This is a genomic window from Thalassotalea sp. PLHSN55 (genome assembly GCF_052030545.1).
Lineage (GTDB): Bacteria > Pseudomonadota > Gammaproteobacteria > Enterobacterales > Alteromonadaceae > CANMXU01.
The window spans coordinates 75,517-89,564 of sequence record NZ_JBPDIH010000002.1; the positions used below are offsets into that span (position 1 = coordinate 75,517).

Here is a 14,048-nt window from a genome sequence, read left to right on the forward strand (position 1 = left end):
TTACTCCTGACAACGAAATTCTGGTGAACATTGAATAATAAAAAGGGTATCTTCAAGCTTTTGTGCATCACTTAAACCACGTGATGACATATCAGCTAATGTACTGGCTAAGTAGTCTTCAAGCGGTTGTGGCATTTGGCCAAAGAAAATTCGTTCATTGAGGTAGTTAAGATAGGTGTCGTCTTGACTGATCACATCAAGAAAAACGCCTTGGTCCCAGTCATAGTTTTTAATATCATCGCCCCATACATCAATAATGATTTTATCGAGCATGTTATTGGAAATATTAAGTAAGTTCTCCATGGTTAACAGTTCAAATTCAGGTGCGGTCAGGCCTTTTTCACTAAACTCCCCTTCTGGTACATGATCGGGTGAATAAAAGTTAAAAACACTCGGTGCCTCTAATGGCGCTTGGCCCATTTTTCCATTGCGTAAAAAGCATGGATCCCACCAACGTGATGGATCTCGACTGGTGACATCAAGGGCACGACAAAAATTAGTCATCACCATTAATGGCTCTTTTGCTTTGCCAAAATGGCGGAGCTTCACTTGCTTGCCTGATATGCCGGTATTATCGCCATAACCTGCGATCACATTCCAATCAAGCATAATCGCTTTTAGCACCGCTTTCATGTCACCGCGAACGCCTTGGCCGTTATCTATAAATATATTGGCAACACGTTTCACATAACCAGAAGTTGGGTTACTTAAAGTGAAACGTTTGATCAACGCCTTGGCAATAAATACCGGAGTATTTTTATGGTTGAACAGTAAATCAAGTGCTTGGTTAAGATCTTGTTCCATAGTTTGATTGGCGGGAAAGACTTTGCCCATGACCACTTTTTCACCAAAGTCATGATCATTTTCTTGTGCGTACATAGGATCAATCCAGCCTGAAACGCGCCAGCCCGTTAATACCCGAGCAAGCTCTTCAATATCATTTTGGCCATAAGTAGGAATAGTATTGCCATTTTCATCGAGTATTTCTTGGCCCTTCTTATCTAATTCAACCAAACCGATGGTGAACAGTTGCATCACTTCACGGGCGTAGTTTTCATCAGGAAAAGAGTTATTAGCTTCGTTGTATTTTTTACTCCAAGCAAGGCTTAAATAACGCCCCATCATTGGACTTAACGTCACTGCAGAGAGTAAATCTCGAAAGTTGCCAAAGGCATGATTAAGCAGTAAATCATAGTATTGTGCTTGCCCGGTTACCGAGTTACCAACACCACCAACAACAAAGATTTGGCTTAACGCAAACGCCATCCGTTGTCTTAGTTGATCTTCTCCGGCAATGCTGTTGTATAACCAAGCACTATTGCGCATCTCAGGCGCAAATTCATGACCACTGCCAGTCCAACTGGCGGCAGAGAACTCTATTAGCGTTTGCGCATGAGAGCCTACCGGCAAGTTAAATTGTTGTTCAAACCACGCATCTTCACCGATTGCTAATAAATTTTCTGCATCACCCTGTTTTGGACCGTACGTCGCGCGGTATAAAAACTTAACCGCTTGTTCACGATTTGTTATAACACTCATCCATTTGTTTCCTTCTATTTGATTAAGCTAGATATTTGTGGGGGCTTATTCAATACAACAAAGGCGGTGAGTAGTTGACTTTTACTAAAAAAAATCAAAATAAATCCAATTTATTCCTACTTCACTTGGAGCAATTTATAGGCAATTCACACAAGATGAAAGTACTTTTTCCAAATAAGTAACAATTCTTCAACTTAATGATTGCAGTAGTTAAAGTAAAAATTGAACAATAAAAAGCCAGCAATTACGCTGGCTTTTATATCAGTGCTTCTCACTTAATGATGAAAAACAGTTAGTTATTAATAATAACCACTTAAGCAGCGCCTTTTATTTTTTCGCGCATGCTCTGTACGATCATATAAAAATAAGGCACCAAAATCGTTCCAAATATCGTTGCCGCTAACATACCAGCAAGTACGGTTAGACCAAGTGATACACGTGAACCTGCCCCAGCCCCTGTGGCAAAGACTAATGGCAATACACCTAGTACAAACGATAGTGCCGTCATCAATACCGCGCGAAAACGCATTTTAGCGGCATTTAACGCCGCTTCAAATATCGTAGCTCCGGCGGCACGTTGCTCCATAGCAAACTCAACAATTAAAATCGCGGTTTTTGTCGACAAGCCTATCAGCAATACCAAACCGACTTGTGCATAAATATTATTCGCCATACCCACCGTATACAGCGCTAACATTGCGCCAAATATCGCTAACGGTACCGCGGCGATAACTGAAAATGGAATGCTCCAACTTTCGTATTGCGCCACTAAGAATAAATACACAAAAATAATCGCTAAGCCAAACAGAATTGGCGCTAAATTCCCGGCTTCTAATTCTTGTTTAGATTGTCCTGACCATTCAAAAATATAACCTTGTGGTAACTGCTGCGACAATTCTTCCATCACGGCAATCGCTTGCCCAGAAGAATAACCTGCGGCGCCTTGTCCGGTAATGCTAGCACTGCGGTAAAGGTTGAAATGATTGATGGTTGTTGGCCCTAAAATCGGCTCAAGTTTTGCTAACGTGGTAAGTGGTACCATGTCACCATCCGCATTTTTAACAAAGTAATGGCGAAGATCTGATGGGTCTTTTCGAAATTCACTTTCTGCTTGAATCGTTACGCGATAGGTTCGGCCAAATTGGCTAAAGTCATTGATATACATCGAGCCAAGCTGAGCTTGTAAAGTGGCAAAAATATCAGACAGTGCCACCCCTTGCGCTTTCGCTTTATTGCGATCAACGTCTAAAAAGTATTGCGGCACACTTGCGCGGAAAGTACTAAATACTTGCGATAATTCTGGTCGTTGGTTGGCTTCAAAAATTAAGCCATTCATCACTTGCGCTAATACTGCTGGATCGCGCCCTTCACTGTCTTGAAGTTTATATTCAAAACCGGCGCTATTGCCTAAACCCGGAATAGGCGGCGGGTTAAAGACCATTATTTGCGCATCAGGTAGCGACCATAATTGCCCCATTAATCGGCCAATCACTTGTCTTAAACCAAGCTCATCCGTGGTGCGTTCTTCCCAGTCTTTTAACATGATAATCGCTAAAGCATTATTTGAACCTGCACCACCTAACAATGAAAAACCAGATACGGTAATAAGATCGGTTACCGCTGGATCGTCTAAAATAAGCGGAGTAATTTTCTCCATCACCGCTTCGGTGCGGTTTGCAGATGCGGCATCGGGTAATTGCACATCAACAAATAAATAGCCCTGATCTTCGCCAGGAACAAATGCTGTTGGCACATTACTACTTAACCAGCCTGTTGCGGCAAATATAACCACGACCAAAAGCCCAACTCGGCCAACGCGCTTTAACAAAAATTGTACTGAGTTGGTATAACCACCAGTTAACTTAGTAATGCCGCGCTCAAACGGTGAAAGCCATTTAATCGGTTTCATGTTCTTTTCAGAGAGTAATACTGAACATAACGCCGGGCTTAAGGTTAAAGCGTTTAACGACGAAATAAGTACCGCAAAAGAAATAGTCACCGAGAACTGTTTATAAAGTTCACCGGTGATGCCGGGCATAAAGGCAACCGGCACAAATACAGCAAGTAAAACCAAGGTGGTCGCAATAATGGGCCCTGAAACTTGTTCCATCGCTTTAGTGACAGCTTCTTTAATCGGTAATTTTTCTTCTTTTAAAATACGCTCAACGTTTTCTATTACGATAATAGCGTCATCTACTACGATACCAATCGCCAGTACTAAACCAAATAAGGTGATGGTATTAATCGAGTAGCCCATTAAGATCATAAAGGCGAAAGTACCCACTAGTGATACCGGAATCGCAAGAGATGGAATAATGGTCGCACGCCAGTTTTGTAAGAATAAAAACACCACTAATATAACCAAACCTACCGCCTGGAATAAGGTCACTTTCACCTCTTCAATCGAGCGATAAATAAATTCGGTGGTATCGTAAGGGATAACGTACTCTAAGCCGTCAGGAAAACGACTCGCTAATACTTCCATTTCTTCTTTAACTAAACGCGCCACTTCGGTCGCGTTGGCATCAGGTAATTGATATACCACTAAAAACGCGGTTTGATTACCGTTTAAACGGGCTTGGGTAGAATAATCAGCAGCGCCAAGTTCAAGGCGGGCAACATCACTTAAGCGGACAAAGTTACCGTTTTTACGGGCACGAATAATCGTTTGGCCAAATTCTTCTGCGGTTTTTAAACGGCCACGGGCTTGAATAGAATATTCAAATTGTTGATTAGGCTGTGCAGGGCTTGCGCCTAGCTTACCTGCTGCAACAATCATGTTTTGCTCTTGCAAGGCTTGCTGTACTTCAGCAACGGTGACATTAAGTGATGACATGCGATCGGGGCGCAGCCAAGCGCGCATGCTGTAGGTCATCTCCCCCATCACAGTAGCCGAAGCTACGCCTTTAATTCGGCTAATAGGGTCAACTAAATAGTTAGTGGCATAGTTACTTAAAAACAGTTGATCTATGCTTTCTTGCTCGGAGAATAAATTTACCCCTAGCAACATGCTGCTTGATTGTTTTTTAACAACCACACCTTGGCGCGTCACTTCTGTTGGTAATGAGCTGTTGGCAAGCGATACGCGGTTTTGCACATTCACCTGTGCCATATCGCTGTCGGTACCCACTTTAAAATATACCGTAATAGTGGCTGCGCCATTATTTGATGCGGAAGACTCGATATACATCATGTCTTCAACACCATTAATTTGCTCTTCTATTGGCCGAATAACCGACTCTTCCACCACTTGTGCGCTAGCACCAGGGTATACAGCAGTAATTTGCACTTGTGGCGGGGTAATTTCCGGATACATATTCACCGGTAACAATAGCATGGCAATTAAACCCGCAAGCGTGATCACAATCGAGATCACAAAGGCAAACTTGGGCCTTTCAATAAAGGTTTTACTGATCATAATTAACCCTTAATTTGCTTGAATATCAGAAATAGTACCCGTTGTTGGGTCAATCGTTTTTTCAACTGGGTTAACTTTTGAGCCTGAGCGCACTTTTTGCAGCCCTTCAACCACAACTTTCTCGCCTTCGTTTAAGCCAGAGTTAACAATCCACATGGCATTCATTCTGCGGCCTAAAACAACATGGCGTTGCGATACAGTATTGTTTTCATCCAGTACTAGCACAAATTTACCTTGTTGGTTTTCTTGCACTGCTGCTTGTGGAATTAACGCTAATGATTGCTTAACGCGCCCTTCAACAATTAAATTAACAAAAAGGCCCGGTAAAATAACTTTTTCAGGGTTAGCAAATACCGCGCGAAGCTCAACCGTACCCATGCCTTGGTCAATCTTAGTATCGGCAAAGTTTAACAGGCCTTGTTCGGGGTAATTGGTGTTGTTAGGTAAACGCAGGGTAATGTCGATAGGTACATTTTTCGGATCGCGTACCTTATGGTGCTTTTGTAGATGAGTAATATAGTCACTTTCTTCTACTTGAAAGTTCACATAAATCGGGTCGGTTACGATTAATGTCGCTAATGGCTCACTATTAGGGCCAACAAAGTTGCCAATATCGTAATTTACCTTGCCGATAGCACCGCTAAATGGCGCATGAATTTTGGTATAGCTTAAATTAAGCTCTGCTTTTTCAAGCGCAGCTTCTGCGGCATTAACCCCTGCCATCGCTTGTGACTTTTCTGTAGTTAAGCGGTCATAATCAGACTGAGAAATATAGCCTTGGTCAATTAATTCATCAGCTCGCTTTAAGTTACGAATGGCATTGCCTTGCGCTGATAACTTACTGTTTAAATCAGCTTTGGCTTGCGTAAGCGAAGCTTCATAGGCAGCTGGGTCAATTTGTAACAATAATTGTCCTTTTTCAACCTTCATGCCTTCACGAAAGTGTCTTTCAATTAACTCACCTTCAACACGCGCTCTAAGGTTAGCTTCTTTTGACGCTTCCGTGCGGGCAACAAACTCTTTATATTGACCAACTTCAACATTACTGACGGCATACACAGAAACCGCAGGCGCTGGTGCTGCAACTTGCGCTTGTTCTGGCTGGCCACAACCAGCTAGCGTGAATAAGGCAAGACTACAGGCGAAGAATTTAAGCGTGCTAACGTGTCTTGATTGACGAAATAACAATTGAAAAGAATGATATAACGGCATATAAGGTTAATCCTTGTTAATGAAATGTCACAAACTGTTTTAGCAATTATTGCACAACCCTTGTTAAATTCCGCTTGTTTTTTATCAACAAGATAAGAAAAACTGTTTAAGCGGGAATTTATTCCTAAATTCCTCTTAATGCTTGTAAAGTTTAACCTTGATCCCAATCTACATTATTAATTAGGACAAACGATCCACAGTTAACTTTTGACGGCTTAAAACACTGCTTATGAGAAACCCTAGAATTTATCAAAATACCCCGTTAGCGACAGGGCAAACCATAACGCTAGACGATGACGCTTTTGGCCATGCAGTGCGGGTATTACGATTAAAAAATGACGATCTGATCACGGTATTTAACGGTCAATCAGCGCACGAATATAGCGCAAAGCTCACTAATGTCAGTAAAAAAAGTGCGCAAATGATGATTTTAGATGTCGCTGAGAAAAACGTAGAATCACCGCTAAACATTCATTTAGGTCAAGGCATATCGCGTGGTGATAGAATGGACTTTACCCTACAAAAATCGGTAGAGTTAGGCGTAAATACCATAACACCACTGTTTACCGAGCGCTGCGGCGTAAAGCTTAATAAAGAGCGTTTAGCCAAAAAAGTCGAACAGTGGCAAAAAATTGTTATCAGCGCCTGTGAGCAATCAGGGCGCTGTATCGTGCCAGTGGTAAACGAGCCGGTATTATTGACACAATGGCTTGAACAACAAACCAGTGCATTGAAATTAAATTTACACCCCAAGGCATCACATTCTATTATGTCATTGCCGATTGAAAATCAGCGAGTAAGATTACTTGTTGGTCCTGAAGGCGGTTTAAGCGACGACGAAATTACGCTTGCAAACGATGCTGACTTTCAAGATGTATTGCTCGGCCCACGTGTATTGAGAACCGAAACCGCCGCATTAACGGCTATTACCGCATTACAGTGTCGATACGGCGATTTAGCTTAATCACAACATTTATAAAATTAAGGTATTGAAATGACAATTAAACTTGGCGTAGTGATGGATCCCATCTCAGCGGTTAATATCAAAAAAGATTCTTCAATGGCAATGATGTTAGAAGCGCAAAAACGTGGCTACCAACTTTACTACATGGAAATGAAAGATCTTTACCTTGAACAAGGTGAATGTCGTGCCACCACAGCGCAAGTGAAAGTATTTGACGATGCGACAAAATGGTACGAGCTTGGCGACGCTGAAGATATTGCTGTTTCAGAACTCGATGCGGTATTAATGCGTAAAGATCCCCCGTTTGATACTGAATTTATTTACGCCACTTACATGCTAGAGCGTGCAGAAGTTGCTGGCACCTTAATTGTCAATAAGCCACAAAGCCTACGCGATTGTAACGAGAAATTATTCACCGCATGGTTTCCAGAACTAACGCCAAAAACCTTAGTGACACGAAACAATCAAAAAATTCGTGAATTTCATCAAGCGCTAAAAGATATCATCATCAAGCCACTTGACGGCATGGGCGGTTCATCAATTTTCCGCATTGGCGAAAACGACCCTAACGTTGGCGTAATTTTAGAAACCTTAACCAATCATGGCGAACAATATGCCATGGTACAAGAATACATGCCTGCCATTAGTGATGGTGACAAACGCATCTTAATCGTTAATGGCGAACCTATGCCGTATTGCTTGGCGCGTATTCCTGCCAGCGGTGAAACTCGCGGCAATTTAGCAGCCGGCGGTAGAGGTGAAGCAAGACCACTAAGTGCCAGTGATAAATTAATTGCTGAAACAATTGCACCAGAATTGAAAAAACGTGGTCTATACTTTGTAGGATTAGATGTAATTGGTGACAGAGTTACCGAAATAAACGTCACTAGCCCTACCTGTATTAGAGAAATAGAAGCGGCCTATCCGATTAACATTAGCGGTAAGTTAATGGACGCTATTGAAGAAGCCGTTGGAAAATAATCGACAAACTCTAGGGTCTGTTGATCTTTCGAGGTTAAATTTTGTTCAACGTAAACGCTTTTTGTTCAAGACGTGAACAACACAGCATGGTTGTTCCATGTAATTTGTGAACAACGATGAAGAAATAGCGTTTAGTTGAACCCCAAGGGCAGCGTTTCTAGGCATTTATACATCATTATTGCGCTTTCATGTGGAATAACCACATAGCAATCACAATGCTTTGTCTAAATACCTATAAACTGCTGCAAAAAAAAACACGAAGGATCAACAGCCCCTAACCAAATAAGAGGTGGTATTATGGAAAGCTTAGAAAATCAGTTATTGATCGCTATGCCGTCACTTGATGACTCTTTCTTTAATAAAACAGTGACATACATTTGCGAGCATAACGACCAAGGCGCAATGGGTTTGATCATTAATGCTCCGGTAAATTTAACCTTGAGCGAGTTATTATCGCAAATTAATGACGAACTTGAACAAGTGCCTTCACTTGAGCAACTCGTGCTAACAGGCGGTCCTGTCTCTCAAGACAGAGGTTTTGTACTGCATAGTCCGCAAAAAGGCTGGCGTAGTTCATTAGCGCTAAGTAATGATGTGATGATCACCACTTCTAAAGATATTTTAATGGCGCTTGGCACCGACGATGCACCAGAAAAATTTTTGGTGACGTTAGGATATGCTGGCTGGGGTCCGGGGCAACTCGAACAAGAAATTCAAGAAAATTCTTGGTTAACAACCCCTGCAGATGAAACCATTTTATTTGATACCCCCATTGAGCAACGCTGGCAAAAAGCGACCGAGAAACTCGGCTTTGATCTTGCTCATTTATCCCCTGATGTTGGACACGCTTAATGTCACAAACTAAATCGTCTAAAGGCAAAGCCATTGGTGAGAGAACGCTGATCGGTTTTGACTTTGGCAAAAAATATATTGGTGTTGCTGTTGGCCAAGAAATTACTGGCAGCGCTTCACCACTTGGTTCGATTAAAGCCACCAATGGCATTCCCAACTGGCCGCAACTAGAAGCTTATTTAAACGAATGGCAACCTGATTTAGTGGTTGTTGGTTTACCACTAAACATGGATGGCAGCGAACAGCAACTCACCTTAGATGCGAAAAAATTTGGTAATCGTGTTGCTGGCCGTTTAGGCGTAAAAGTGGAATTTCAAGACGAACGCTTAACCACCGCCGATGCCAAAGAGCAACTTTTTTCACGCGGCGGTTACCGTAATTTGAAAAAAGATAATATTGACGCCGAATCAGCCAAGCTGATTTTAGAAAGCTATTTTGAAGCGAGTTATCAGTAAGCGGTAAGCGGTAAGCGGTAAGCGGTAAGCGGTAAGCGGTAAGCGGTAAAAATTTTAACGATTAAACAAAAAATGGCAAGTCCTTTAAGACTTGCCATTTTTATATTTTTAACTTCAAACTTGCAGCTTGCAACTTCTAGCTTTTATCTTGCAGCTTTTAACTTCTAGCTTGCTGCTTTTATCTTGCAGCTTCTAGCTTGTAACTTGTCACTTTCAGCTTTTATCTTGCAGCTTCTAGCTTTTATTTAAATTCGTCGTTTTCTAAACCATCTAAGGTAACACCGCTTAATGCGCCAACGCCGCCTTGATCATTACTTCTTAGTTTGATCATCAAGCGTAAATCGTTTGGAGAATCAGCATGATGTAAGGCATCAGCATAGTTAATCAACCCTTGCTGGTACAAGTTAAACAACGCCTGATCAAAGGTTTGCATACCTTGCTCAGTGGATTTCTCCATCACCTCTTTAATGCTACCCACTTCACCTTTTTTGATCAGCTCTGAGATATAAGGCGAGTTCAGTAAAATTTCGATAGCAGCAACTCGACCATTGCCATCGCGTGTTGGCACTAATTGTTGCGCAATAATGCCACGTAAGTTCAGCGCTAAATCAAACAGCAATTTACCGTGTTGCTCAGCTGGCACTAAATGCATAATACGGTCAATCGCTTGGTTAGCGTTATTGGCATGCAGGGTTGCAATACATAAATGGCCCGTTTCAGCAAAACTTAACGCATGCTCCATAATTTCTTGGCTACGAATTTCACCAATTAATATAACGTCTGGCGCTTGGCGTAATGAGCTTTTCAGTGCTGCATCAAAGCTTTCAGTGTCAAGACCAACTTCACGTTGGGTGATCATGCTTTTGCCATGTTCATGAACAAATTCAACCGGATCTTCAATAGTTAATATATGTCCGCGTGCATTAGCATTTCGATAGCCAATAAGTGATGCCATCGAGGTTGATTTACCGGTACCGGTACCACCAACAAACAGCACTAATCCGCGTTTTGACATCACCACATCTTTTAAAACCGATGGCAAACCTAAATCATCCGAGTTTGGAATTTCAGTGACAATACGACGAATTACCATGCCCGCCATATCGCGTTGCCAAAATGCAGAAACACGAAATCGGCCAATGCCGTCTATCGAAATAGCGAAGTTACATTCTTTCTCGGTGTCAAATTGCTGTTTTTGCTTGTCATTCATTGCATCGTGAACAAGGGCAAGCGACTGCTCTGGCGTTAGAATTTGTGCATCTATCGCCTGAAGTTCACCGTTAATTTTGGCACTTACCGCCAGCTTTGCGGTAACAAACATATCTGATGCATCTTTTTGCACCATAGTGTCTAACAGTTGATGAAAATTCATGTTATTTCCTTAAATCTTACTGCAACGGCAAATTAAAAACTTTTAAATTGATTTTTATCAGACGCTTTATCCATCGCATCTTGTTTAGTGATCATGCCGCGATTGACTAAGTTCTGTAAACATTGATCCATGGTTTGCATGCCGTGCGACATACCGGTTTGAATGGCTGAATACATTTGCGCAATTTTATCTTCACGAATCAGGTTACGAATTGCCGGTACGCCGATCATGATCTCGTGTGCAGCAACGCGGCCACCGCCCACTTTTTTCACTAAGGTTTGTGAAATTACCGCGCGGAGCGACTCTGATAGCATCGAGCGAACCATAGATTTTTCTTCCGCTGGGAATACATCAATAATACGGTCAATGGTTTTAGGTGCAGAAGTGGTATGTAGCGTACCAAAGACTAAATGACCAGTTTCAGCAGCGGTCATGGCAAGGCGAATAGTTTCTAAATCACGCATCTCACCGACTAGAATAACATCGGGATCTTCACGAAGCGCCGAACGCAATGCGTTATTAAAACTTAAGGTATCGCGATGCACTTCTCGTTGGTTAATCAAACACATTTTATTTTCGTGCACAAATTCGATCGGATCTTCAATGGTTAAAATATGGTGATATTTATTGGAGTTAATATAGTCAACCATCGCTGCGAGTGTGGTTGATTTACCCGAGCCGGTTGGCCCTGTCACTAACACTAAACCACGTGGGGTGTCGGAAATATCACGAAAGCTGTCAGGACAGCCTAAGTCGTCAAGTGATAAAATTTTGCTAGGAATGGTACGAAATACCGCTGAAGGACCACGGTTTTGGTTAAAAGCATTTACCCTGAAACGTGCTAGGTTTGGTACTTCAAATGAGAAATCCACTTCGAGATTTTCTTCATATTCTTTGCGCTGACGGTCATTCATAATGTCATAAACTAGCGCGTTAACGTCTTTAGCATCAAAGGCGGGTATGTTAAGCTTGCGCACATCGCCATCTACACGAATTGAAGGTGGAACACCGGTTGATAAATGTAAGTCAGATGCATTATTTTGCACACTAAACGCTAATAATTCGGTAATATCCATACAAACCTCTTAATCAAATATAGTGAATCAGGCTATTGAGCCTTCAGTAAGTTTAACTCATGACTACTATTAAAAATAACCTCTGCCAGATAAAACAGCAAATTAACGATTATTGTCAGCAAAGCTCGCACAACAATAACGTGACTTTATTAGCAGTGAGTAAAACCAAACCAATTCAAGCCATTGAACAAGCTTATCAAGCGGGTCAAAAGGCGTTTGGTGAAAATTATGTTCAAGAATCAGTAGAAAAAATTGCCCAACTAAGCCATTTATCGGATATTAGTTGGCACTTTATCGGTCCTATTCAATCAAACAAAACTAAGCTTATTGCCCAAAATTTTAGCTGGGTACATAGTGTTGATAGAGAGAAGGTTGCGACTCGTTTAAACGAACATAGGTCAGGTCAAGATACTCCGCTAAACGTTTGTTTACAAGTGAATATTAGCGAAGAATCAACAAAGTCGGGTATCGATAAAAATGCCATTAATGACCTTGCTGATTTTGTGAACAGCTGTGAACATTTAACGTTGCGCGGCATCATGGCGATTCCCGAAAAAAATGCGCCATTAAGCACTTATCACACCATGCATGAGTTGTTTTTGTCATTAAAAGCCAAATATAGTTGTGTAGACACCTTATCGATGGGCATGTCGGGCGACATGCAAAATGCTATTTTATCAGGCTCTACCATGGTCAGAGTTGGTAGCGCTATTTTTGGTGCGCGAAATTAATACATTATCATACACAGGAAAGTTATGAACAAAGTTGCATTTATTGGTGCTGGCAACATGAACGCCGGCATTATTTCAGGGTTAGTGAGATCGGGCTTTAATGCCAACGATATTATGGTATCAAACCCATCAGCAGGAAAAAGAGAAGCACTTAAAGACTCATTAGGCATTCAAGAAACAGCAAGCAATATTGCAGCAGCAAAGTTTGCCGACACCATAGTGCTTGGCGTTAAGCCGCATTTAATTGCTGATGTGTGTCAAGAAATCGCACAGCAGCTTGATATTAGCGACAAGTGTTTTATCTCGGTCGCTGCCGGCTGTACTATGGCGCAAATTCAAAAAGCCCTTGGCGGCAATGCCTCAGTGGTGCGAACTATGCCAAATACACCTTCACAGCTAGGCTTAGGTATGACCGGCATGTACGCGTCAAAAGACGTTAGCGCAGCGCAAAAAGATATGAGCGAGCAACTAATGCAAGCCGCTGGTGAAATTGTGTGGCTAGCTGAAGAACATCAAATTGACCATATTATTGCACTGTCAGGTTCTGGACCTGCTTACTTTTTCCTATTTATGGAAGCGATGGAAAAACAAGCACTCGCTTATGGTTTCTCACCAGAGATGAGCCGAAAAATTGTTCAGCAAACTGCATTAGGCGCAGCCAATATGGTGGTGCATAATAACGAATTATCGATTGGTCAATTACGTGAAAATGTTACATCCAAAGGTGGCACAACTCAAGAGGCGCTTAGAACCTTCAATGAGGGGGGGTTGCCACAATTAGTAACAAAAGCCATGACGGCTGCATTGGATCGCGCACAAGAAATGGCGCAAAATAACCAATAATTGAATTTTAAAATTTATTCCATCGGAGAAAAAAATGGAAGCTGTAAATTATATCCTAAAGTTTGCCTTTGACACCTTGCTAATGATCCTTATTATGCGTGTGTGGTTACAATGGGTACGTGCTGATTTTTATAATCCGTTAAGCCAATTTATCGTTAAAGTGAGTAACCCGTTAGTTACGCCAATGCGTCGTATTATTCCAGGTTTTGGCGGAATGGATTTAGCGACTATCGTACTGGCCTATATTGTTGCTACGCTTACCTTTATTGTTATCCCAGTACTTAATGGTGCTCCAATTGACTTTATTTTGTCGGCATATTTGGGTTTATTGTTTTTAATTAAACAAACCGGTATTTTATTATTTATTATTATGCTGATCATGGCGATCATGAGCTGGGTAGTACAAGGCTATAACCCAACACAAATGATCTTCCATCAATTAACTGAACCGTTTTTACGCCCGATCAAAAAAATCATCCCAAGTATTGGTGGCTTAGATTTATCGGTATTAATCGCCTTTTTACTGCTTAACGTTATTAATATTGTCTTGTCTAACTCTGTGCCTTATTGGCGCATCGTGTAAATTACTTAGCGTAACATTAGCT

Annotated in this window: 12 protein-coding genes; 7 read left to right on the plus strand and 5 right to left on the minus strand. The window is 41.7% G+C overall.

What is annotated here, in order from left to right:
- The 3 genes from ACRRSQ_RS03530 to ACRRSQ_RS03540 form a co-directional block, all read right to left on the minus strand.
- Positions 1-1,539: a DUF1800 domain-containing protein gene (locus ACRRSQ_RS03530; RefSeq protein WP_440874323.1), complete on the minus strand. Its 1,539-nt coding sequence runs from the start codon at positions 1,537-1,539 to the stop codon at positions 1-3.
- Positions 1,540-1,852: 313 nt separating this feature from the next.
- The gene (locus ACRRSQ_RS03535; protein WP_440874324.1) at positions 1,853-4,957 is read right to left on the minus strand and encodes an efflux RND transporter permease subunit; all 3,105 of its coding nucleotides are present in this window, start codon (positions 4,955-4,957) and stop codon (positions 1,853-1,855) included.
- Positions 4,958-4,966: 9 nt separating this feature from the next.
- Positions 4,967-6,169, minus strand: a complete 1,203-nt coding sequence (locus ACRRSQ_RS03540; protein WP_440874325.1) for an efflux RND transporter periplasmic adaptor subunit — start codon at positions 6,167-6,169, stop codon at positions 4,967-4,969.
- Positions 6,170-6,398: 229 nt separating this feature from the next.
- On the opposite strand from ACRRSQ_RS03540, the gene rsmE reads away from it, so the two are divergent.
- The 4 genes from rsmE to ruvX all read left to right on the plus strand — a co-directional run bounded on the left by rsmE (position 6,399) and on the right by ruvX (position 9,421).
- Positions 6,399-7,133: a 16S rRNA (uracil(1498)-N(3))-methyltransferase gene (rsmE, locus tag ACRRSQ_RS03545; protein ID WP_440874326.1), complete on the plus strand. Its 735-nt coding sequence runs from the start codon at positions 6,399-6,401 to the stop codon at positions 7,131-7,133.
- A 30-nt stretch (positions 7,134-7,163) separates the two neighbouring features.
- Complete coding sequence (gene gshB, locus ACRRSQ_RS03550) at positions 7,164-8,114, plus strand: glutathione synthase (RefSeq protein ID WP_440874327.1); 951 nt, start codon at positions 7,164-7,166, stop codon at positions 8,112-8,114.
- A gap of 297 nt (positions 8,115-8,411) precedes the next feature.
- Positions 8,412-8,966: a YqgE/AlgH family protein gene (locus ACRRSQ_RS03555; RefSeq protein ID WP_440874328.1), complete on the plus strand. Its 555-nt coding sequence runs from the start codon at positions 8,412-8,414 to the stop codon at positions 8,964-8,966.
- A complete protein-coding gene (gene ruvX / locus ACRRSQ_RS03560; protein ID WP_440874329.1) occupies positions 8,966-9,421 on the plus strand; it encodes a Holliday junction resolvase RuvX in 456 nt (151 codons plus the stop codon). Before ACRRSQ_RS03555 ends, ruvX begins: the two co-directional genes overlap by 1 nt.
- Before the next feature lie 241 nt (positions 9,422-9,662).
- On the opposite strand, the gene ACRRSQ_RS03565 is transcribed toward ruvX, so the two are convergent.
- Together ACRRSQ_RS03565 and ACRRSQ_RS03570 are read right to left on the minus strand one after the other, a co-directional pair.
- Positions 9,663-10,793, minus strand: coding sequence for a PilT/PilU family type 4a pilus ATPase (locus ACRRSQ_RS03565; protein WP_440874330.1), 1,131 nt, complete (start codon positions 10,791-10,793; stop codon positions 9,663-9,665).
- Between the two features lie 32 nt (positions 10,794-10,825).
- On the minus strand, positions 10,826-11,869 hold the full coding sequence (locus tag ACRRSQ_RS03570) for a type IV pilus twitching motility protein PilT (protein WP_440874331.1): 1,044 nt from the start codon (positions 11,867-11,869) through the stop codon (positions 10,826-10,828).
- 59 nt (positions 11,870-11,928) lie between these two features.
- Between ACRRSQ_RS03570 and ACRRSQ_RS03575 the strand changes: the two genes are divergently transcribed.
- The 3 genes from ACRRSQ_RS03575 to ACRRSQ_RS03585 are packed head-to-tail and all read left to right on the plus strand — an operon-like array spanning position 11,929 to position 14,026.
- A complete protein-coding gene (locus tag ACRRSQ_RS03575; RefSeq protein WP_440874332.1) occupies positions 11,929-12,600 on the plus strand; it encodes a YggS family pyridoxal phosphate-dependent enzyme in 672 nt (223 codons plus the stop codon).
- 24 nt (positions 12,601-12,624) lie between these two features.
- Complete coding sequence (proC, locus tag ACRRSQ_RS03580) at positions 12,625-13,443, plus strand: pyrroline-5-carboxylate reductase (RefSeq protein ID WP_440874333.1); 819 nt, start codon at positions 12,625-12,627, stop codon at positions 13,441-13,443.
- Positions 13,444-13,477: 34 nt separating this feature from the next.
- Positions 13,478-14,026, plus strand: a complete 549-nt coding sequence (locus ACRRSQ_RS03585; protein WP_440874334.1) for a YggT family protein — start codon at positions 13,478-13,480, stop codon at positions 14,024-14,026.
- Positions 14,027-14,048: the final 22 nt, after the last annotated feature.